This is a genomic window from Citrobacter werkmanii (genome assembly GCF_008693645.1).
In the GTDB taxonomy this organism is placed as follows: Bacteria; Pseudomonadota; Gammaproteobacteria; order Enterobacterales; family Enterobacteriaceae; genus Citrobacter; species Citrobacter werkmanii.
Genome location: NZ_CP044101.1, coordinates 4,404,505 through 4,426,325, shown reverse-complemented (window position 1 = coordinate 4,426,325; position 21,821 = coordinate 4,404,505). Strand labels below are relative to the sequence as shown.

The 21,821-nt window shown below is 53.8% G+C and carries 20 protein-coding genes and 1 tRNA gene; 12 read left to right on the top strand and 9 right to left on the bottom strand.

Translation table 11 applies throughout. From position 1 onward, the window contains the following. Positions 1-378: 378 nt before the first annotated feature. A complete protein-coding gene (locus FOB24_RS21740; protein WP_087856867.1) occupies positions 379-1,899 on the top strand; it encodes a methyl-accepting chemotaxis protein in 1,521 nt (506 codons plus the stop codon). A 52-nt stretch (positions 1,900-1,951) separates the two neighbouring features. Here the strand turns inward: FOB24_RS21740 and FOB24_RS21735 are convergent, their stop codons facing one another. Further along, on the bottom strand, positions 1,952-2,626 hold the full coding sequence (locus tag FOB24_RS21735; protein WP_190971848.1) for a PadR family transcriptional regulator: 675 nt from the start codon (positions 2,624-2,626) through the stop codon (positions 1,952-1,954). Positions 2,627-2,862: 236 nt separating this feature from the next. Here FOB24_RS21735 and FOB24_RS21730 point away from each other — a divergent pair, with 236 nt between their 5' ends. Next, positions 2,863-3,636 carry a siderophore-interacting protein gene (locus FOB24_RS21730; protein ID WP_150345446.1) on the top strand — a complete coding sequence of 258 codons (774 nt, stop codon included), beginning with the start codon at positions 2,863-2,865 and terminating at the stop codon, positions 3,634-3,636. Here FOB24_RS21730 and FOB24_RS21725 read toward each other — a convergent pair whose 3' ends face one another. Continuing rightward, the gene (locus FOB24_RS21725; protein WP_137347596.1) at positions 3,637-4,485 is read right to left on the bottom strand and encodes a helix-turn-helix domain-containing protein; all 849 of its coding nucleotides are present in this window, start codon (positions 4,483-4,485) and stop codon (positions 3,637-3,639) included. A 66-nt stretch (positions 4,486-4,551) separates the two neighbouring features. Here FOB24_RS21725 and cfa point away from each other — a divergent pair, with 66 nt between their 5' ends. After that, the gene (gene cfa / locus FOB24_RS21720) at positions 4,552-5,706 is read left to right on the top strand and encodes a cyclopropane fatty acyl phospholipid synthase (protein WP_038634036.1); all 1,155 of its coding nucleotides are present in this window, start codon (positions 4,552-4,554) and stop codon (positions 5,704-5,706) included. A 40-nt stretch (positions 5,707-5,746) separates the two neighbouring features. Here cfa and FOB24_RS21715 read toward each other — a convergent pair whose 3' ends face one another. Then, complete coding sequence (locus FOB24_RS21715; protein ID WP_137350646.1) at positions 5,747-7,405, bottom strand: glycerone kinase; 1,659 nt, start codon at positions 7,403-7,405, stop codon at positions 5,747-5,749. Between the two features lie 181 nt (positions 7,406-7,586). On the opposite strand from FOB24_RS21715, the gene FOB24_RS21710 reads away from it, so the two are divergent. The 3 genes from FOB24_RS21710 (at position 7,587) to dhaR (ending at position 11,078) form a co-directional block, all read left to right on the top strand. Beyond that, positions 7,587-7,907, top strand: coding sequence for a hypothetical protein (locus FOB24_RS21710; protein ID WP_223851221.1), 321 nt, complete (start codon positions 7,587-7,589; stop codon positions 7,905-7,907). A 58-nt stretch (positions 7,908-7,965) separates the two neighbouring features. Further along, entirely contained in the window at positions 7,966-9,063 is a 1,098-nt protein-coding gene (locus FOB24_RS21705) for a glycerol dehydrogenase (RefSeq protein WP_007372185.1), read from the top strand. A gap of 89 nt (positions 9,064-9,152) precedes the next feature. Further along, entirely contained in the window at positions 9,153-11,078 is a 1,926-nt protein-coding gene (dhaR, locus tag FOB24_RS21700; protein WP_150345445.1) for a dihydroxyacetone kinase operon transcriptional regulator DhaR, read from the top strand. Here dhaR and FOB24_RS21695 read toward each other — a convergent pair. The 4 genes from FOB24_RS21695 to FOB24_RS21680 are packed head-to-tail and all read right to left on the bottom strand — an operon-like array spanning position 11,056 to position 13,571. Then, positions 11,056-11,586 (bottom strand): cob(I)yrinic acid a,c-diamide adenosyltransferase, encoded by a 531-nt coding sequence (locus FOB24_RS21695; RefSeq protein WP_150345444.1) that lies wholly within the window; start codon positions 11,584-11,586, stop codon positions 11,056-11,058. The two genes, dhaR and FOB24_RS21695, sit on opposite strands and share 23 nt — an antisense overlap. Further along, entirely contained in the window at positions 11,587-11,940 is a 354-nt protein-coding gene (locus tag FOB24_RS21690) for a glycerol dehydratase reactivase beta/small subunit family protein (RefSeq protein WP_150345443.1), read from the bottom strand. A gap of 16 nt (positions 11,941-11,956) precedes the next feature. Next, on the bottom strand, positions 11,957-13,120 hold the full coding sequence (dhaT, locus tag FOB24_RS21685) for a 1,3-propanediol dehydrogenase (protein WP_150345442.1): 1,164 nt from the start codon (positions 13,118-13,120) through the stop codon (positions 11,957-11,959). A 22-nt stretch (positions 13,121-13,142) separates the two neighbouring features. Further along, positions 13,143-13,571 carry a GlcG/HbpS family heme-binding protein gene (locus FOB24_RS21680; RefSeq protein ID WP_150345441.1) on the bottom strand — a complete coding sequence of 143 codons (429 nt, stop codon included), beginning with the start codon at positions 13,569-13,571 and terminating at the stop codon, positions 13,143-13,145. 392 nt (positions 13,572-13,963) lie between these two features. On the opposite strand from FOB24_RS21680, the gene FOB24_RS21675 reads away from it, so the two are divergent. From FOB24_RS21675 to FOB24_RS21655, 5 genes are all read left to right on the top strand, one after another. After that, positions 13,964-15,631, top strand: a complete 1,668-nt coding sequence (locus tag FOB24_RS21675; RefSeq protein WP_016243883.1) for a propanediol/glycerol family dehydratase large subunit — start codon at positions 13,964-13,966, stop codon at positions 15,629-15,631. Positions 15,632-15,642: 11 nt separating this feature from the next. Further along, positions 15,643-16,227: a propanediol/glycerol family dehydratase medium subunit gene (locus FOB24_RS21670; RefSeq protein ID WP_038634014.1), complete on the top strand. Its 585-nt coding sequence runs from the start codon at positions 15,643-15,645 to the stop codon at positions 16,225-16,227. A gap of 2 nt (positions 16,228-16,229) precedes the next feature. Continuing rightward, the gene (locus tag FOB24_RS21665) at positions 16,230-16,658 is read left to right on the top strand and encodes a diol dehydratase small subunit (protein WP_079225973.1); all 429 of its coding nucleotides are present in this window, start codon (positions 16,230-16,232) and stop codon (positions 16,656-16,658) included. A 10-nt stretch (positions 16,659-16,668) separates the two neighbouring features. After that, entirely contained in the window at positions 16,669-18,483 is a 1,815-nt protein-coding gene (locus tag FOB24_RS21660) for a diol dehydratase reactivase subunit alpha (protein ID WP_121529564.1), read from the top strand. A 109-nt stretch (positions 18,484-18,592) separates the two neighbouring features. Then, entirely contained in the window at positions 18,593-18,916 is a 324-nt protein-coding gene (locus FOB24_RS21655; protein ID WP_001573898.1) for a DUF1889 family protein, read from the top strand. A gap of 148 nt (positions 18,917-19,064) precedes the next feature. Here FOB24_RS21655 and FOB24_RS21650 read toward each other — a convergent pair. Then, positions 19,065-19,140: transfer RNA gene (locus FOB24_RS21650), tRNA-Ile, on the bottom strand. 124 nt (positions 19,141-19,264) lie between these two features. Here FOB24_RS21650 and mug point away from each other — a divergent pair. After that, on the top strand, positions 19,265-19,771 hold the full coding sequence (mug, locus tag FOB24_RS21645) for a G/U mismatch-specific DNA glycosylase (protein WP_069324359.1): 507 nt from the start codon (positions 19,265-19,267) through the stop codon (positions 19,769-19,771). A 45-nt stretch (positions 19,772-19,816) separates the two neighbouring features. On the opposite strand, the gene rpoD is transcribed toward mug, so the two are convergent. Then, entirely contained in the window at positions 19,817-21,661 is a 1,845-nt protein-coding gene (gene rpoD / locus FOB24_RS21640; RefSeq protein WP_038634001.1) for an RNA polymerase sigma factor RpoD, read from the bottom strand. Positions 21,662-21,821 lie beyond the last annotated feature (160 nt).

Below are 21,821 nucleotides of genomic sequence, written 5' to 3'. Positions count from 1 at the left end.
GATTGCGCCATTCCGGCGCGCTTAGCAAAAATCGGGATAAACACCAGGAAACATCTTATTTGCGCAACATTTAATGCCAGCATTTAACATTTGCTGGCATTTTGCCCAGATTTGGCACCTGAAAACAGATCGAATTAACGCGTATTTGCGCTAAAAATGGGCAATGTTTGCACTGTCACGGTGCGGGGGAAGACGTGCAATTGAATAGTTACTTAATGAAAGTATTTTAAATCAACGAATTAGAATGCGTACAGATTTTGAGGTTTAATCGCAAATTGCGATCTAAATCAAATTTAACAACTAAAGATAAAAAGATTATCGCCGAAATAACATAAGCCGAAAGAGTTAACAACCAGATAACCTGCACAGGACGCAACCATGTCTTCTCATCCCTACGTTAGTCAGCAAAATACACCGCTGGATGATGATATCACCCTCATGTCAACCACCGACTTACAAAGCTATATCACTCATGCGAACGATACCTTTGTCCAGGTCAGCGGCTATCAACTGAATGAATTGCTCGATAAGCCGCACAACCTGGTTCGTCATCCGGACATGCCAAAAGCGGCGTTTGCGGATATGTGGTACACCCTTAAGCAGGGTGAGCCATGGAGCGGCATTGTGAAAAATCGGCGTAAGAATGGCGATCACTACTGGGTGAGGGCCAACGCGGTGCCGATGGTGCGGGAAGGGCGAGTAACCGGGTACATGTCGATTCGCACCCGGGCAACTGACGAAGAAATTGCGGCAGTAGAGCCTTTATATAAGGCGCTGAATGAAGGACGTTGCAACCGACGTATTCATAAAGGGTTGGTGGTACGCAAAGGCTGGTTGGGTAAACTCCCGGCACTGCCTATTCGCTGGCGGGTACGCAGCGTGATGGCATTGATGTTTGCCGTACTGGCGACCGCATTGCAGCAAATGGGCGCCGAATGGCCGTTACTGTTGATGAGTGCGTTGGTAATGCTGCTGGGGACGGCTATTTTCGAATGGCAAATTGTGCGTCCCATCGAGAATGTTGCTCGTCAGGCGTTGAAAGTGGCGACCGGTGAGCGCAACAGCGTATCGCATCTTAACCGCAGTGATGAACTGGGTTTGATGCTGCGAGCGGTGGGGCAACTGGGGTTAATGTGCCGTTGGCTCATCCATGATGTCTCCAGCCAGGTGAGTTGTGTGCGCAGCGACAGCGAAACGCTGGCAAAAGGCAGTGATGATTTGAACAAGCATACGCAGCAGACCGTGGAGAATGTGCAGGAAACGGTGACCACCATGAATCAGATGGCGGCGTCGGTGAAACAAAACTCTGAGACCGCCGCCGCGGCCGATAAACTCTCGATTGCTGCCAGCAGCGCGGCAACACACGGCGGCGAGGCGATGGATATCGTCATCAAAACCATGGATGATATTGCCAACAGCACTCAGCGGATCGGCACCATTACCACGCTGATTAACGATATTGCTTTCCAGACCAATATTCTGGCCTTGAACGCCGCCGTTGAAGCCGCGAGGGCGGGCGAGCAGGGCAAAGGTTTCGCGGTGGTGGCGGGAGAAGTGCGTCATCTTGCCAGTCGTAGCGCCAGCGCGGCCAATGATATCCGCAAGCTGATTGATGCCAGCGCCGATAAGGTACAGTCCGGCTCCGATCAGGTGCACGCCGCGGGGCGTACGATGGACGATATTGTGGCGCAGGTGCAAAACGTCACTCAACTGATCGCGCAAATCAGCCACTCAACGCTGGAACAGTCCGATGGTCTTTCCAGCCTGACTCGTGCGGTGAATGAACTGAGCAGCATTACGCAGAAAAACGCTGAACTGGTTGAAGAGAGTGCCCAGATTTCCGCGATGGTGAAACATCGCGCGGGTCGTCTGGAAGATGCGGTCACGGTGCTGCATTAATCTTAACCACAGCAGGCGCAACGCCGGATACGGGTTCCGCCTGCTGCGCAGATTAATCTAACTGAGTAATGTCCAGCGCGGCACGATCGATAATACCAATGATTTTTTTGATCTGCGCCTCGCTGGTATCACCATGATTGACACGTAGGTCCAGCACAGCTTTGAAGTTCTCCAGCGCGCGTTTCATCTGTGGGTTTTTACGTAATTCAAAACCCACACAGCGGGCTTTAATACGTTCGTGGATATGTTCCAGATGTTCGCGGTTCTCATCCAGCCACTGCAGACCTTGAGCCGTGATGGCAATCTGCTTACGCCCGCCTTCCTCGTCGCTGATGGCGATCAGGGCTTGATCCTGCAACAGATCCAGCGTCGGATAGATAACGCCCGGGCTCGGGGTGTAGTTACCCTGAGTCAGGGTTTCAATCGCTTTAATCAGTTCATAGCCGTGGCTGGCGTCGCGGGTCAGGATATCCAGAATCACCAGGCGTAATTCGCCGTGACCAAAGAAGCGCTGCCGACGACCGCCGCCGCGACCGTGGCGGTGTCCGCATCCTTGTTCATGGCGATGTTCTTTGTTACAGCCTTCGTGGCGATGCTCTTCACCTTTGCAGCAGCCTGCATGGTGCTCACTGTGGCGGCTTTCGTGGTGATGTCCTTCACCCTTGCAGCAGCCTTCGTGTTGGTGCTCTGTCTGTTTACAGCAACCTTCATGATGGTTTTGCATCATCGTCTCCTGATGTGTTTTAGATATATCTAATTTATATCTAAATGTTGTTTTTATGCAAGTCGACAAATTCAATATTGTTTAATTTATTGATTATTATCTATTTTTATAAGGTCTGTGATGGCTGGTAATCACAATGTGGCTATATCAAAAAAGTGCTTGCAATCTTTCTGATTAGCAATCATTATCATTTAAAAATAAATTTAGATATATCGTATTATCTTCACGAAGGCGAAAAAATGACAAAAAACACCTCACGCTACCCACAGCGCGTTCGCAATGAACTGCGCTTCCGTGAACTTACCGTCCTGCGCGTTGAACGTATTAGCGCGGGTTTTCAGCGCATCGTACTGGGCGGTGATGCGCTGGACGGTTTTAGCTCGCACGGCTTTGATGACCATACCAAGGTCTTTTTCCCGGAGCCGGGCAGCCATTTTGTGCCGCCTGTTGTCACCGATGAAGGCATTGTCTGGGCCGAGGGTGTGCGTCCGCTCTCCCGTGACTACACGCCGTTGTATGACGAAGCGCGCCATGAGTTGGCGCTGGATTTTTATATTCATGACGGTGGCGTGGCGAGCACATGGGCGATGAATGCTCGCGAGGGTGACAAGCTGACGATCGGTGGTCCGCGCGGTTCTTTGGTGGTGCCAGAGGATTATGCGTATCAGGTTTACGTGTGTGATGAATCAGGAATGCCCGCGCTGCGCCGACGGCTGGAGTCGCTCAGCCGTTTAGCGGTACGCCCGAACGTAACGGCGCTGGTAAGCGTGCAGGATGCGGCGTATCAGGACTATTTTGCCCATCTCGACGAGTTTACTATTCAGTGGTTTATCGGCCATGACGAACAGGCGGTGAACGAACATTTATCGCGGCTGAACGTGCCCGCAGACAATTATTTCATCTGGATTACCGGCGAAGGCAGGGTGGTAAAAAACCTCAGCGCTCGCTTTGAAACCGCGGCGTTCGATCAGCAACTGGTGCGTGCAACGGCTTACTGGCATCAACGCCGTTAATCAGTAATTAGACGGTGGTACGCCAAACGCCTGGCGAAAGGCGTAGCTAAATGCCGCGGTGCTGGAATACCCCACATCCAGCGCCACGGCAGTTACGCTTTTATTTTTCTTCAGCATTAATACGGACTCCAGAATACGCATTTTTTGCTTCCAGACGCTGAAGGGCAATCCGGTTTCTTTTTTGAAATGCCGTGAAAAGGTACGGGCTGACATGCCCAGATGCTGCGCCCAGTATTCAACCGAATGCTCCAGCGCCGGGGATTCCTGAATTGTCCGGCACACTTTGGTTAATTCGCGATCGTGCGGCCAGGGTAATACAAAAGCGACTTCCGGGAGCTGCAGAATAATATCGACCAGAACACTAACCAGCTTGCCCTCTTTTGACTGGCTATCATAATGGCCCGAAATTAAATTGGTGGCGTAATGAATAAACTCTCTGGCGAAATCACTGATCGCCACCACTTTACATTCATTGATGCTTTCTTCAAGAAAACCCGGCTTAATATCCAGATTCTCTAAATGCACATCATCCAGTGCCCAGACCGCATGTTCGGTATTATTGGGGATCCAGATGCCATAATGCGCCGGGATTATCCAGCATTTGCCGGCAACATCAATTCGCATGCTGCCTTTACGGGCGAAATGAAACTGCATAAAAGAGTGCGAATGCTGCGGAACATGATGGTTGGCTTCCAGGACATAAGAACGAAAGTACACGTCCTGCGGCAGCTCCGTAATGGAGTTATCGGGGAATGAATTCCACTGTTTTTGCGCGAGAGTCTCCATAAATAAATCGTCAATGCTCCCGGTGATGTGTCCGCTATTCGATAGATTTTGTCCGCAGATCATAATACATACATTCAGTTTTCCATAATAATCTTGCGTAACGATTTTTAGCCCACTTTGGTAAATACCATGAACACGCTTTGTTCAGATGCTGTCATCGTCAATGAAACAAATGATAACTGGACCCGAATGGGGAAAGAGCTGCTTTCGCAAGCGGATATCCAGATTAATGGCTCTCGTGCCTGGGACATTCAACTTCATCATGCCGGTTTCTTTAAGCGGGTACTGCAACAAGGCTCGTTAGGGCTGGGCGAAAGCTATATGGAAGGCTGGTGGGACTGCGAGCGGCTCGATATTCTGTTCTGTAAAATTCTCAAAGCAAAACTCGACCAGCAAATGCCGGGCAACCTGAAAGATATTTTACGCATTGCCAGCGCTCGCCTGTTTAATTTGCAGTCGCGGAGCCGCGCTTGGATTGTCGGCAAAGAACATTATGATATTGGGAACGATCTTTTTGCGCTGATGCTGGATCCGCATATGCAATATTCCTGTGGTTACTGGAAAGACGCGACCACATTAGACGATGCGCAAAATGCCAAATTAAAAATGATTTGTGAGAAGCTACAACTCAAACCGGGTATGCGTTTACTCGATATCGGTTGTGGCTGGGGCGGACTGGCGGAATATGCAGCGCGTCATTACGGCGTGGCGGTAGAAGGCGTCACTATCTCTAAAGAGCAGCAGAAAATGGCGCAACAGCGCTGTGAAGGACTGGACGTTAATATTCTGCTGCAGGATTATCGTGACCTCGATAAACACTACGATCGCATTGTCTCCGTGGGGATGTTCGAACACGTCGGGCCGAAAAACTACGACACCTATTTCAGCATCGCCGACCGTTGTTTAAAACCGGACGGGCTGTTCCTGCTGCATACCATTGGCAGCAACAAAAAGGGGATGAGCGTCGATCCGTGGATCAATAAATACATTTTCCCGAACGGTTGCTTACCGTCGATATCGCATATTGCCGAGGCCAGCGAATCACGCTTTGTAATGGAAGACTGGCATAACTTTGGCAGTGATTACGATAAAACGCTGATGGCCTGGCATGAGCGTTTTAATCAGGCATGGCCGGAGCTGTCTTCACGTTACTCCGCCACCTTCAGAAGAATGTTTAATTACTATTTATGCGCCTGCGCTGGGGCTTTCCGCGCCAGAGATATTGAGCTTTGGCAGGTACTGTTTAGCCGCGGCGTCGAGGGTGGCCTCCGCGTTTATCGTTAACGTTCTGCCTGATGCGCGAAGCGCATCAGGCATTTATCACTTAACCCAACTCACTCTCCGCCAGCGCTTTAAATACCATTGCGACGGCATGCGCCCCGGGATCCATATTACCCAGCAAACTTTCGCTGCTCAGATACGATGCGCGACCCGCATTGGCTTTGCTCGACAAACAGGTTCGTTCGGCCCCGGCTTGCGCGGCGTCAAAAGCGGCATGCAGGTTGTCCGGATGCGCCAGCAGTGAGGTCAGCGCGGGTTGCAGTGCATCTATCATGGTGCGATCGCCTTCGTCTGCGCCGCCGTAGAACTTCATCTGCTCCAGACCCGCATTCAGCGCTTCGGCAACGTTAGCTCCCTGTTCCAGTTTCTGCCCGGCGGCGGTAAAGAAAATAGACATCAGCACGCCGCTGGAACCCCCCATCACCACGGTCAGGCGTTCGCCAATCAGCGCGAACAGCGTGGCAAGGTCATCCAGCGGAAGCTGCTGACGCTGCAGCAGACTGGCAATTTCACGCGCGCCGGCGGCAAAGGTTGAACCCGTATCGCCATCGCCGACTTTGGCATCCAGCGCGTTGAGATGTGCTTCCAGATTGGAAAGCGTTCCGGTGACCTGCTCCACAATTTCAGCGACCCGCGCGTTGGCAGAGGGCTGGAATTCCACGTGCGCGCTGCGCTGGGATGATGGCGCGTAGCTGATTTCACGCGGTGGGACGGGAGTCGGCCAGTTGCTGGTTTCCACTTCGGTCAGCAGCGCTTTTTCGATGCTCTCTTCCAGCACGATGGCCGTTAGTGAGAATCCTTTCATATCCAGCGCGGTGACCAGCGAGGCCGGACCCATCAGCCAGTCGATGCGTGGGGATAGCGGACTGCTGGCCAGTTCGCGGGTGATAATGGCCATTTCCGCAACGGATACGCCGCCAAGATTGTTAATCATCACCGCCACTCTGCCGGTTTCAGGCAGGACCGTCAGCAGCTTATCCACCATCAGGTTCACCACCTGCGCACTGTTTTGGGTATCAATAACCGAGGCCCCCGGCTCGCCGTGAATGCCCATGCCCAGCTCAGCATGACCCGGATGATGGCGCGGCGCGGCGTCGGTTTCTTGCGGCAGATGACAGCTGGAGAGGGCGACGCCCAGGCTGAAGGTGTTGTTGGCTGCGTACTGCGCTTCACGCAGGACGGTGGCGAGGTTGTAGCCGCGTTCAGCGAAATAGCCGGCGATTTTATGCACCAGGATGGTTCCCGCAATGCCACGCGGATGTTTGTTATCCGGCAGGGAGATGTCGTCACCGACTATCAGCATTTCAACGTTGTAGCCCAGGCGTCGCGCTTTCTCGGCGGCGAGACCGAAATTTAGACGGTCACCGGTGTAGTTCTTCACGATCAACAGACAGCCAGCCTCACCGGTCACTGCCTGAATAGCGGTCAGTACCGCATCCACGCTCGGGGAGGCGAACACGTCGCCGCAGACCGCCGCGGTCAGCATGCCTTTGCCGATAAACCCAACGTGCGCGGGTTCGTGCCCTGAACCGCCGCCGGAGATCACCGCCACGTTATTTTTGTTAAGGTCGCGGCGAACCACGACGCGAATGGCCGGATCGCTCTCCAGACGCGCCAGGTTATTCCACGGGCTGGTGATAATTGCACCGTCGATCACGTCGCTCACAAGCTGGGTGCGTTGGTTAAAAAAGAATTGAGACATAACGGCCCTCGAGGTTGAGTGTAAGACAAACCCCCGAATGCATGTTCATGGTGCGGAGGCGATAGAGAGATTCTGGCGAAGTCAGCATGGAAAAAAACAACGCGAAAATGAGTTTCATTACGAAACGTTATTGCTGTTTTTTGTTCCGAAATGAAACTTAATTAGGCGAAAAATCAGCACAATGCGAACTCGCTCGACTTTTTTCTTCTGCGATCAGAGCAGGCTGCACGGCGCTGTCAGCCTTTTTTTGCGGGTTTTTACGCAGGATGGCGCGTTATTGGGGAAATTGATCTTCGTGTTGGACGGTGATTTCGCGGTAAAGGAACGGATCGGGATCGCAAACCTTATTATTTTTGTGGTTAAGCGTTCCAATATGAAACGTGTGCCTTTTTTATCTGTTTCATATCAGAACAAAATGACGAAAGATTTTTTTGTGCACGCCTCGCCATACAGTTATTACATCGCTCCGGTACGTCCGCTTTCGCCGTCAACATCAGGCTAAACGGGTTAACGCCAGGGCTCACCATGTAAAAACATGTACTTATTTGAGGATGAAAGGAATGCTAAAAGTTATTCAATCTCCAGCCAAATATCTCCAGGGTCCTGACGCTTCTACCTTATTTGGTCAATACGCTAAAAATCTGGCGGACAGCTTTTTCGTGATTGCGGACGACTTCGTCATGAAGCTGGCGGGAGAGAAGGTACTCAATGGTCTGCATAGCCATGACATTAGCTGCCACGCGGAACGCTTCAACGGTGAATGCAGCCATGTTGAAATTAATCGCCTGATTGCCATTCTGAAAAAACACGGTTGCCGTGGTGTGGTTGGGATTGGCGGTGGGAAAACGTTAGATACCGCCAAAGCGATTGGTTATTACCAGAAGCTGCCGGTGGTGGTGATCCCAACTATCGCATCTACCGATGCGCCAACCAGCGCGCTGTCCGTTATCTATACCGAAGCGGGTGAGTTTGAAGAGTATCTGATCTACCCGAAAAACCCGGATATGGTGGTGATGGATACCGCAATTATTGCCAAAGCGCCGGTACGTCTGCTGGTGGCCGGGATGGGCGATGCGCTCTCTACCTGGTTTGAAGCGAAAGCCTGTTATGACGCTCGGGCGACCAGCATGGCGGGCGGGCAGTCCACCGTGGCGGCGCTGAGCCTGGCGCGCCTGTGCTATGATACCCTGCTGGCGGAAGGCGAAAAGGCACGCTTAGCCGCCCAGGCTGGCGTGGTGACCGATGCGCTGGAACGTATTGTCGAAGCCAACACCTACCTCAGCGGTATCGGCTTTGAAAGCAGCGGCCTTGCGGGGGCACATGCCATCCATAACGGCTTTACGATTCTGGAAGAGTGTCACCATCTGTACCACGGTGAAAAAGTCGCCTTTGGTACGCTGGCGCAGCTGGTGCTGCAGAACAGCCCGATGGAAGAGATCGAAACCGTGCTGAATTTCTGTCAGAAAGTGGGCCTGCCGGTAACGTTAGCGGAAATGGGCGTGAAAGACGACATTGACGGCAAGATTATGGCCGTGGCTAAAGCCACCTGCGCAGAAGGTGAAACCATTCACAATATGCCGTTCCCGGTGACGCCTGAAAGCGTACATGCCGCTATTTTGACGGCAGACCTGCTGGGACAGCAGTGGCTGGCGCGTTAATCGGGCACAGGTAAATTTACCCAGCATCTTCTCCCCCTCTGACAGTCTCTGCCGGAGGGGTTGTCTATGGCAAAACAGCGGAAATGGATATGACGGCGCACACGCATAGCATCGGGCAGGAAGTCTCTTCGGTTCTCGCCCAGTCCTGGCATCGTTGCAGCAAGTTTATGCAGCGGGAAACCTGGCAGGCGCCGCATCAGGCGCAAGGGCTGACCTTTGAGTCGATTTGTCGTCGCAAGACGGCGCTGCTGACGATTGCGCAGGCCGCGCTGGAAGATGCCTGGGAGTTTATGGACGGTCGTCCGTGCGCACTGCTGATTCTGGATGAATCAGCCTGTATTCTCAGCCGTTGCGGCGATCCGCAGACGATAGAACAGCTGGCGGAGCTTGGATTTCGCGACGGCAGCTATTGCGCGGAAAGCATTATCGGCAGTTGTGCGCTGTCGCTGGCGACGATGCCGGGGCAGCCGACAAAAACCTCTGGCGCTCAGCACTTTAAACAGGCGTTGCATCCGTGGTCGTTCTGCTCGACGCCGGTGTTCGATAACCATGGACGTCTGTTTGGCTCCATCTCATTGTGCTGTCTGGTAGAACATGAGTCCGTTTCTGATTTATCCCTGACGCTGGCGATTGCCAGAGAAGTCGGCAATTCATTGCTGACCGACAGCCTGCTGGCAGAATCCAACCGCCATCTGAACCAGATGTACGGGCTGCTGGAGAGCATGGATGATGGCGTGATGGCCTGGAATGAGCAGGGGGTGTTGCAGTTCCTCAATGCGCGCGCGGCGCTGCTTTTGCATCTCGACGCGCAGGCCAGCCAGGGCAAAAACATTCACGACCTGCTCAATTTGCCCATGCTGCTGCGTCGGGCAATTAAACATGCCCGCGGTCTGAATCACGTCGAAGTCACTTTTGAAAGTCAGCACCAGTTTGTTGATGCCGTCATCACCCTGAAGCCGATTGTTGAGGAGCAGGGCAACAGCTTTATCCTGCTGCTGCACCCGGTGGAGCAAATGCGTCAGCTGATGACCAGCCAGCTCGGTAAGGTGAGCCACACCTTTGAGCAGATGTCGACGGACGATCCAGAAACCCGACGCTTGATCCATTTTGGTCGCCAGGCGGCAAGGGGGAGTTTCCCGATCCTGCTGTGCGGGGAAGAGGGCGTCGGGAAAGAGCTGCTGAGCCAGGCCATTCACAATGAAAGCGAACGCGCCAGCGGGCCGTATATCGCCGTCAACTGTCAGTTGTATGCCAACAGCGTGCTGGGGCAGGATTTTATGGGCAGTGCGCCCACCGATGATGAAAATGGTCGGTTGAGCCGCCTTGAGCTGGCGAACGGCGGCACGCTGTTTCTGGAGAAAATTGAATATCTGGCGCCGGAGCTGCAATCCGCGCTGTTACAGGTGATCAAGCAGGGAGTATTAACCCGCCTGGATGCCCGTCGCCTGATCCCGGTGGATGTAAAAGTGATCGCCACCACCACGGTTGATCTCGCTAATCTGGTGGAGCAAAACCGCTTTAGCCGCCAGCTGTATTACGCGTTGCACTCTTTTGAGATTGTTATCCCGCCGCTACGCGCGCGGCGTAACAGTATTCCCTCGTTGATTTATACGCGACTGAATAGCCTGAAAAAACGCTTTTCAACCAGCCTGAAGATCGACGACGACGCGCTGGCGCAACTGGTGGCTTATTCATGGCCGGGCAATGACTTCGAGCTGAACAGCATTATCGAAAACATCGCCATCAGTAGCGATAACGGCCATATCCGGCTGAGCAATCTGCCGGATTATCTGTTTGCCGAGCGCCCCGGTCTGGAGACCGGGTCTTCCCTGCTGCCTGCCAGCCTGACCTTTACCGCTATCGAAAAAGAGGCGATTATCCACGCCGCCCGCGTCACCAGTGGGCGCGTGCAGGAGATGTCGCAACTGCTGAATATTGGTCGCACGACCTTGTGGCGTAAGATGAAGCAGTACGACATCGATGCCAGCCAGTTTAAGCGCAAACATCTGGAGTAGTTTCTTCGATTCTGGCCATGGAGAACAGCACATCCGACAGCCGGTTGATATAACGCTTGAGTTCATCGCGTAACGTCAGCGTTCTGTCCATCGCGATGAGGATCCGCTCCAGCCGCCGTGCCAGGGTGCGCGCAACGTGTAGCTGTGCCGATGCCAGATTTTTCCCCGGAATGACAAATTCTTTCAGGGGGCCGCTCTGCGCCATATTGCGGTCAATAAGCTGCTCCAGTGCCTGAATATCCTCGGCGTTAATCGTCTGCGTTAAGCGGGCGAGACCTTTCTCATCGCTGGCGAGTTCCGACCCCAGCACAAACAGCATCTTCTGGATGGCATGCAGATCTTCGCGTAATTCTGCCTGGCGCGAGCTGGCATAGCAGACGCCAAGCTGGGAAATCAGTTCATCCACCGTACCGTAGGCGTTAACGCGGATGTCGTCTTTGTCGATACGGCTGCCGCCAAACAGCGCAGTCGTGCCTTTATCACCGGTTCGGGTATAGATGCGGTACATTTATTTTATCTCGCTAAAGGGAAGCACTTTGACCAGTTGGCCAGCATTGGCGCCGAGCATGCGGATCATTGCTGCCCCGGCGGCGATATGCCCACGGACCAGCGCCCGATCCTCGGATAGCTGGGCGTGGGTTAGGGCAATATCACCGCTGGCGCTGAGGCCGAGACCCACGCGTAGCGTTGAGCTTTTAGCCGCCAGCTTGCTGAGGGCCAGCGCGCAGTCATGTGCGTCGCAACAGATTGTCCGGCAAGGGACGCCTTGCTCTTCCAGCCCCCAGCATAGTTCATCAAGCACGCGCGAATCCTGCCAGCGTGAGTGATAAAACAGATGTACGCCCGGTGATGAAAGTGACATTGCGCCCCCTTATTGATCAGAATGCCTGACGGAAGATCCCGGCAATTTCTTTCTCATTCCCTTTACGCGGGTTGGAGAAGGCATTGCCGTCTTTCAGCGCCATTTCCGCCATATACGGGAAATCGGCTTCTTTGACGCCCAGTTCGCGCAGATGCTGCGGAATACCGATATCGGCAGAGAGGCGAGCGATGGCGTGAATCGCCAGTTCGGCGGCATCCATGGTGGACAGACCGTCGGTGTTCTCACCCATAAACTCTGCGATGTCGGCAAATTTCTCCGGATTAGCGATCAGGTTATAGCGCGCCACGTGCGGCAGCAGTACGGCATTTGCTACGCCGTGCGGCATGTCGTACAGACCGCCAAGCTGATGCGCCATCGCGTGAACGTAACCAAGGTTGGCGTTGTTGAAGGCCATACCCGCCAGCAAAGAGGCATAGGCCATGTTTTCACGAGCTTTCAGGTTGCTGCCCAGCGCTACGGCCTGGCGCAAATTACGGGCGATCAGACGAATTGCCTGGATAGCGGCGGCGTCGGTAACCGGGTTGGCATCTTTTGAAATATAGGCCTCAACAGCGTGTGTCAGGGCGTCCATCCCGGTCGCTGCGGTCAGTGGCGCAGGTTTGCCGAGCATCAGCAGCGGGTCATTAATAGAGACTGAAGGCAGGTTGCGCCAGCTGACAATCACAAACTTCACTTTGGTTTTGGTATTGGTCAGCACGCAGTGGCGGGTGACTTCGCTGGCGGTGCCGGCGGTGGTATTCACCGCGACGATCGGCGGCAGCGGATTGGTCAGGGTTTCAATCCCGGCATAGCTGTAGAGATCGCCTTCGTGCGTCGCCGCGATACCGATGCCTTTACCGCAGTCATGCGGACTACCACCGCCGACGGTAACGATAATATCGCATTGCTCCTTACGAAAAACTTCCAGACCGTCGCGCACGTTGGTGTCTTTGGGGTTTGGTTCGACGCCGTCAAACACCACCACGTCAATACCGGCTTCACGCAGATGATCGAGGGTTTTATCAACCGCGCCGTCTTTAATGGCTCGCAGACCTTTATCAGTCACCAGCAGCGCTTTTTTACCGCCCAACAGTTTGCAGCGTTCGCCAACGACGGAAATAGCATTTGGGCCAAAAAAGTTCACATTTGGCACCAGGTAATCAAACATACGATAGCTCATAATTTACCTTCTTAGATTTAATTTATAATTCAGAGAAACAATCCAGTGCGGTTTGCGCTAATAACATGTCTTGTTCGACAGTACCGCCACTTACGCCGACGGCACCGATTAATTTATCGTTTAATATGACAGGTAAGCCGCCGCCAAAAATAACGATTCGCTGTTGATTCGTTAGCTGTAAACCATATAGTGAGGCACCCGGTTGTACCGCGTCGGTAATTTCATGAGTCCCCTGGCGCAGACAGCAGGCGGTCCAGGCTTTATTCAGTGAAATATCACAACTGGTGACAAACGCGTCGTCCATGCGTTGCATCAGCAGCGTGTTTCCGCCGCGATCCACCACGGAAAAGACCACCGGCACGTTGATCTCAGACGCTTTAGCCTCGACGGCCTGCGCCATTTTTTTCGCAGCCGCCAGCGTAATGGTGGCGATTGGTTGGCTCTTATTCACAGTTTCTCCTGAAAATAGTGTAGGGCTGAGGTCACGAAAATATCGCGAGACAGCTATTTTTTATCATTGGGTTTGGCTTTATTTTGTCGCCGCGCGTTATTAAGTCAATAGGGTGAAAATTTCAAAAGTATTAATTTGATTTTGCGTATCGGCAGTTATTGATAATGATCATTTAACTTCGTCACAATTTTCTCCGGCTATTCCTGAGAACCGTTTCAATATGGAACGATGAATTTTTATTACGTGCCAAATTGGAACGAAATTAATTTTATTTTTTTATTGCTGTGCTCATTTAGAGTTCGGCCATTGCTGTTGAAAGGCGAATGCCGGGTGGTGTGTCCCCGGCAATACGGCCCGGCGTCCCTATTTTTTATCTTTTGAGTCCATAAACTATGAGAAGATCAAAACGATTCGAAGTGCTTGCGAAGCGCCCTGTAAATCAGGATGGGCTGATTGGCGAATGGCCTGAAGAGGGGCTGATCGCCATGGAAAGCCCCTACGATCCGGCTTCGTCGGTGAAGGTAGAGAATGGTCGTATTGTTGAGTTGGACGGCAAGAGCCGCGCCGAGTTCGACATGATTGACCGTTTTATTGCCGACTACGCGATTAACGTGGCTGAAACCGAACGGGCAATGCGGCTCGACGCGCTGGAGATCGCCAGAATGCTGGTGGATATCCACGTCAGCCGGGAAGAGATTGTTGCTATTACCACCGCCATCACGCCGGCGAAAGCGGTGGAGGTGATGGCGCAAATGAACGTGGTGGAAATGATGATGGCGCTGCAAAAAATGCGCGCCAGGCGCACGCCATCCAACCAGTGCCATGTCACCAACCTGAAAGATAACCCGGTACAGATTGCCGCCGATGCGGCTGAAGCGGGGATCCGTGGTTTTTCAGAACAGGAAACCACGGTCGGCATCGCCCGCTATGCGCCGTTTAACGCCCTGGCGCTGCTGGTCGGTTCCCAGTGCGGTCGCCCTGGCGTGCTCACGCAATGTTCCGTTGAGGAGGCGACGGAGCTGGAGCTGGGGATGCGCGGGTTAACCAGCTACGCCGAAACGGTATCGGTATACGGTACAGAGTCGGTGTTTACCGACGGCGATGATACGCCGTGGTCCAAAGCGTTTCTCGCCTCGGCCTATGCGTCTCGCGGGCTGAAAATGCGTTATACCTCCGGTACCGGTTCGGAAGCGCTGATGGGCTATTCCGAGAGTAAATCGATGCTCTATCTGGAGTCGCGCTGCATCTTTATCACCAAAGGCGCGGGTGTACAGGGGCTGCAAAACGGCGCGGTCAGCTGTATCGGCATGACCGGCGCAGTGCCGTCGGGGATCCGCGCGGTGCTGGCAGAAAACCTGATTGCCTCGATGCTCGACCTTGAAGTGGCCTCCGCCAATGACCAGACCTTTTCCCACTCAGATATTCGCCGTACCGCCCGTACCCTGATGCAAATGCTGCCGGGTACCGACTTTATCTTCTCCGGCTATAGTGCCGTGCCGAACTACGACAACATGTTTGCCGGGTCGAACTTCGATGCGGAAGACTTCGATGATTACAACATTCTGCAACGCGATCTGATGGTGGACGGTGGTCTGCGTCCTGTAACCGAAGAAGAAACCATCGCCATCCGTAACAAGGCGGCGCGCGCCATTCAGGCGGTGTTCCGCGAACTGGGTCTGCCGCTGATTAGCGATGAGGAAGTTGAGGCCGCCACTTACGCTCACGGCAGCAAAGATATGCCCGCGCGCAATGTGGTGGAAGATCTGGCCGCCGTGGAAGAGATGATGAAGCGCAATATTACCGGGCTGGATATCGTCGGCGCGCTAAGCCGTAGCGGCTTCGAAGATATCGCCAGTAACATCCTCAATATGCTGAGACAGCGCGTCACCGGTGATTACCTGCAAACGTCGGCCATTCTGGATCGCCAGTTTGAGGTGGTCAGCGCTGTTAACGACATTAATGATTATCAGGGACCAGGCACCGGCTATCGCATCTCCGCCGAGCGCTGGGCGGAAATTAAAAATATCGCGGGCGTGGTTCAGCCTGGCTCAATTGAATAAGGCGGTACACCGTGGAATGCACAACTGAACGTAAGCCGGTTTTCACCTTGCAGGTAAGCGAAGGCGAGGCGGCTACAGCGGACGAACGCGTAGATGAAGTGGTGATTGGCGTCGGTCCGGCCTTTGATAAGTATCAGCACAAAACCCTGATTGATATGCCGCATAAGGCGATTCTTAAAGAGCTGGTGGCAGGGATTGAAGAAGAGGGGCTGCATGCGCGGGTAGTGAGAATTCTGCGCACCTCGGATGTTTCTTTTATGGCGTGGGATGCGGCTAATCTCAGTGGTTCCGGCATCGGGATTGGTATCCAGTCGAAAGGAACCACGGTGATTCATCAGCGCGATCTGCTACCGCTGAGTAACCTGGAGCTGTTCTCTCAGGCTCCGCTGCTGACGCTGGAAACCTATCGCCAGATCGGTAAAAACGCCGCGCGCTATGCACGCAAAGAGTCGCCTTCGCCGGTGCCGGTGGTCAATGACCAGATGGTGCGCCCTAAATTTATGGCCAAGGCCGCGCTGTTTCACATCAAAGAAACCAAACACGTGGTGCAGGATGCTGCACCCGTCACGCTGCATATTGCACTGGTAAGGGAATGACCATGAACAACAACATCATGACCGCGCAGGATTACCCATTAGCCACCCGCTGCCCGGAGAAAATCCAGACGCCTGGCGGGAAACCGTTAACCGACATTACTCTTGAGAATGTGCTGGCAGGCAAGGTCGGGCCGCAGGATGTGCGTATTTCTCAGCAAACGCTGGAGTACCAGGCGCAGATTGCCGAACAGATGCAGCGTCACGCCGTGGCGCGCAATTTCCGTCGCGCGGCGGAGCTGATTGCCATCCCGGATGCTCGTATTCTGGAGATCTACAATGCGCTACGTCCGTTTCGTTCTTCATTCGCGGAGCTACAGGCGATTGCCGATGAGCTGGAGCACACCTGGCATGCCACGGTGAACGCCGCCTTTGTCCGCGAGTCGGCAGAGGTGTATCAGCAGAGAAACAAGCTGCGTAAAGGCAGCCAGTGACGGAGGGCGCATGCCGTTAATCGCCGGGATTGATATCGGCAACGCCACCACCGAAGTGGCGTTGGCGCAGCATGGACGGTTTATTGCCAGCGGGATTGTCGCCACCACGGGCATGAAAGGGACGCGGGACAATATTGCCGGGGTGGTGGCCTCTCTGCAGCAGGCACTGGATAAAACGCCGTGGTCCCTTCAGGACGTGGCGAAAATCTGCATCAATGAGGCCGCGCCGGTGATTGGCGATGTGGCGATGGAAACCATCACTGAAACCATCATTACGGAATCGACAATGATTGGCCATAACCCGCAGACACCGGGGGGCGTCGGCGTGGGGATGGGAACCACCATCAGCGTGGATAAGCTGGCATCACTGAGCGAAGATCGCTTTGCGCAGGGCTGGATCCCGCTGGTGGGCGAAGAGATTGATTTCCTCGAAGCGGTCTGGCTCATCAATGAGGCGCTGGATCGTGGGATCAACGTGGTGGCGGCGATCCTGAAAAAAGATGATGGCGTGCTGGTGAACAATCGCCTGCGTCGGGCAATGCCGGTGGTCGATGAAGTCACGCTACTGGAGAAGGTTCCGGAAGGTGTGCTGGCGGCGGTGGAAGTGGCGGCCGCAGGGCAGGTGGTGCGGGTATTGTCGAATCCTTACGGCATCGCGACCTTTTTTGCCCTGACGCCGGAGGAAACGCAAACCATCGTCCCTATCGCCAGAGCGCTGATTGGCAACCGCTCCGCTGTGGTGCTGAAAACACCGCAGGGGGATGTGCAGTCGCGAACGATCCCGGCGGGTAAGATCTTTATTCGTGGCGAAAAGCGCGGCGGTGAAGCCGACGTAGCGCAAGGCGCGCAGGCCATTATGCAGGCGATGAGCGCCTGCGCGCCCGTGTGCGATATTCGCGGTGAAGCAGGTACGCACGCGGGCGGGATGCTTGAGCGGGTGCGTAAGGTGATGGCCTCGCTGACCGGTCATGACATGAACGCCGTGCATATTCAGGATCTTCTGGCGGTGGATACGTTTATTCCCCGCGAGGTGCAGGGTGGCATTGCCGGTGAATGCTCAATGGAGAACGCCGTTGGCATTGCGGCGATGGTGAAATCTGACCGCTTACAGATGCAGGCTATCGCCAGCGAACTGAGCGCGCGGCTAAACACGCCCGTGGAGGTGGGTGGGGTGGAAGCCAACATGGCCGTGGCTGGCGCGTTAACGACGCCCGGATGCGCCGCGCCGCTGGCGATCCTCGATTTAGGCGCAGGATCTACCGATGCCGCCATTATTAATAGCGACGGCGTAGTGAAGGCGGTACATCTTGCCGGGGCGGGGAATATGGTCAGCCTGCTAATTCAAACGGAACTGGGCTTAAGCGATCCGTTTTTAGCAGAGGAAATTAAAAAATACCCGCTGGCCAAAGTGGAGAGCCTGTTCAGCATTCGCCACGAGAACGGCGCGGTGGAGTTTTTTCGTGAACCGCTCAGCCCGTCAGTATTTGCCAAAGTGGTGTATCTGAAAGACGGCGAGCTGATCCCGGTTGATAACCAGACCTCGCTGGAGAAGATTCGTCTGGTGCGTCGTCAGGCCAAAGAGAAAGTTTTTGTCACCAACTGTCTGCGCGCGTTACGCCAGGTATCACCTGGCGGCTCCATTCGCGATATCACTTTTGTGGTGCTGGTAGGCGGTTCATCGCTGGATTTTGAAATTCCGCAGATGATCACCGATGCGCTGGCGCATTACGGCGTTGTCGCCGGGCAGGGCAACATCCGTGGCACTGAAGGCCCGCGCAATGCGGTGGCGACCGGGCTGGTTTTAGCCGGAGAAGCAAAAAAATAGCGCAGAAAACAGCCGCGCAAGCGTTTAGCTGCGGGGTAAGTCAAAGAAAGGCGATGTTCTCTTTGATATCCCGGCGGAGTTGGGTACATAGTATCAAGGTGTCTCTAACGTGGTTAATTTTAAGGATAAGAGCATGCCAACAGCAATTGAGAAAGCCTTGGATTTTATCGGTGGTATGAACACTTCGGCGTCAGTACCCCATTCAATGGATGAAAGCACCGCTAAGGGGATTCTAAAGTATTTGCATGACTTAGGTGTGCCAGCGAGTCCGGAAGTTGTGATGGCACGGGGTGAGCAGGAGGGATGGAATCCTGAGTTCACGAAAAAAGTGGCCGGATGGGCAGAAAAAGTTGCCTCCGGTAACCGCATCCTTATCAAAAACCCAGAGTATTTTTCAACCTACATGCAGGAGCAGCTCAAAGAACTCGTGTGAGCTGACTATCGAATAAAACGCTAACGGACGTTTCCATCTCTGGATGGCGGCGTCCAGAAGGGTTGCCACATGCTGCTTATTGGGCAGACATATCTAAACGAAAGATTAATAAAAAAGGACCTGCGATTTCTCGCAAGTCCTTGATATTTGGTGGCCCCTGCTGGACTTGAACCAGCGACCAAGCGATTATGAGTCGCCTGCTCTAACCACTGAGCTAAGGGGCCGTGGCGGTGGATTATAAAGTAACTCCGCGTCGCAATCCAGACATAAGCGTACGGATGCTGATTTTATAAACAATGTATTATCAGTCCGTTATACTGTTACTCTGATGTATTGTTCGGAGTAATTATGGTTAAGGACATACTGGCACCAGGGCTGCGGGTGGTGTTTTGCGGCATCAATCCGGGGCTATCTTCCGCAGGTACAGGGTTCCCCTTTGCGCACCCCGCTAATCGCTTCTGGAAGGTCATCCATCAGGCGGGATTTACCGATCGCCAACTGAAGCCAGAAGAGGCGCAACACCTGCTGGATTTCCGCTGTGGCGTGACTAAATTTGTCGACAGGCCAACGGTGCAGGCTAATGAAGTGAAGCTACAGGAGATGCGTAGCGGTGGCCGGAAGCTTATTGAAAAGATTGATGACTATCAGCCCGCCGCGCTGGCGATTCTTGGCAAGCAGGCGTTCGAGCAAGGCTTCAGTCAGCGCGGAGCGCAGTGGGGAAAGCAGACGCTGACCATTGGCGCGACCCAGATTTGGGTATTGCCAAATCCCAGCGGATTGAGCCGGATTACACTGGATAAGCTGGTGGAGGCGTATCGTGAGCTGGATGACGCGCTGGTCATGCGCGGGATGTAAATAAAAACGCCACCTTGCGGTGGCGTTTGAACTTATACGGCGAGATTAATCGTCGAGGAAGCTACGCAGCACTTCAGAACGGCTCGGGTGGCGCAGTTTACGCAGCGCCTTCGCTTCGATCTGACGGATACGTTCGCGGGTAACGTCGAACTGTTTACCTACTTCTTCCAGCGTGTGGTCGGTGTTCATATCGATACCGAAACGCATACGCAGAACTTTCGCTTCACGAGCGGTCAGGCCAGCCAGAACGTCGTGCGTTGCGGCACGCAGGCTCTCGGTAGTGGCAGAGTCCAGCGGCAGCTCGAGGGTGGTATCCTCGATGAAATCACCCAGATGCGAATCTTCATCGTCGCCGATCGGCGTTTCCATGGAGATAGGCTCTTTGGCGATCTTCAGCACTTTACGGATCTTGTCTTCCGGCATCAGCATGCGTTCAGCCAGCTCTTCCGGCGTCGGCTCACGGCCCATCTCTTGCAGCATCTGACGGGAAATACGGTTGAGCTTGTTAATGGTCTCAATCATATGCACCGGAATACGGATGGTACGCGCCTGATCCGCGATAGAGCGGGTAATTGCCTGACGGATCCACCAGGTTGCGTAGGTGGAGAACTTGTAACCACGACGGTATTCAAACTTATCAACCGCTTTCATCAGACCGATGTTGCCTTCCTGAATCAGATCCAGGAACTGCAGACCACGGTTGGTGTATTTCTTGGCGATAGAGATAACCAGACGTAAGTTCGCTTCAACCATCTCTTTTTTCGCACGACGGGCTTTCGCCTCACCGATGGACATGCGACGGTTGATATCTTTAACCTGCTCGATGGTCAGGCCGGTTTCTTCTTCAATCTGCTGCAGTTTCTGCAGGCCGCGGTGAACGTCATCTGCCACGTCGTGCAGTTTTTCAGACCACGGTTTGTTCATCGCGATTGCTGCGTTGAACCACGTTTCGCTGGTTTCATTGCCAGTGAACAGAGTGATGAAGTTTTTCTTCGGCATTTTGCACTGCTCAACGCAGAGCTTCATGATCAGACGTTCCTGAGTACGCACGCGGTCCATCATGACGCGCATGCTGTTTACCAGGTAGTCGAACTGCTTCGGCACCAGGCGGAACTGTTTGAACACTTCAGACAGCTTCTGAATTTCTTCCTGCGCGGCAGCATGGCTGCGGCCTTTGGCCTTGATCGTGTCGCGGGTGATTTCGTACTGGGTACGCAGCTCAGCGAATTTTTCACGCGCTAATTCAGGGTCGATGCTGTTGTCGTCATCGCTGCTGTCGTCGTCATCTTCTTCATCTTCGTCTTCATCTTCATCCATCTCTTCTTGAGAGAGTTCAGAACCGACGTGGGTCGCCGTTGGCGCCATGTCTTCTTCCGCGTTAGGGTCGACAAAGCCGGTGATGAGATCGGACAGACGCGCTTCTTCAGCTTCTACGCGATCGTATTGCTCAAGCAGATAGGTGATGGCTTCCGGGTATTCAGCAACGGAGCATTGAACCTGGTTAATCCCGTCTTCGATGCGCTTAGCGATGTCGATTTCGCCTTCGCGGGTTAACAGTTCAACGGTACCCATTTCACGCATGTACATGCGGACCGGGTCAGTTGTACGGCCGATTTCGGACTCAACGCTGGACAGAACCTGGGCAGCCGCTTCTTCCGCGTCTTCATCGGTGCTGTTGGAGGTTTCAGCAAGCAGCAGATCATCGGCATCAGGTGCTTCTTCCATCACCTGAATACCCATGTCATTGATCATTTGGATGATGTCTTCGATTTGATCTGAATCGACGATATCTTCCGGCAGATGGTCATTGACCTCGGCATAGGTCAGATAGCCTTGCTCCTTACCACGTTGGACAAGAAGCTTCAGCTGTGACTGCGGGTTTTGCTCCATAAGACGGTATCCACACTTAATTCGTTTGATTGGTGTTGGGCGGTAAAACCGCCAACGGCAAAACGAGGGCATACTTATATTTTGCCGCTGCCTCTCCGTGCGGCTGTCGGGGGCTTCCCGATCGATATTCGGCAGTTAAGCCGTTAAATACTTCATCTTT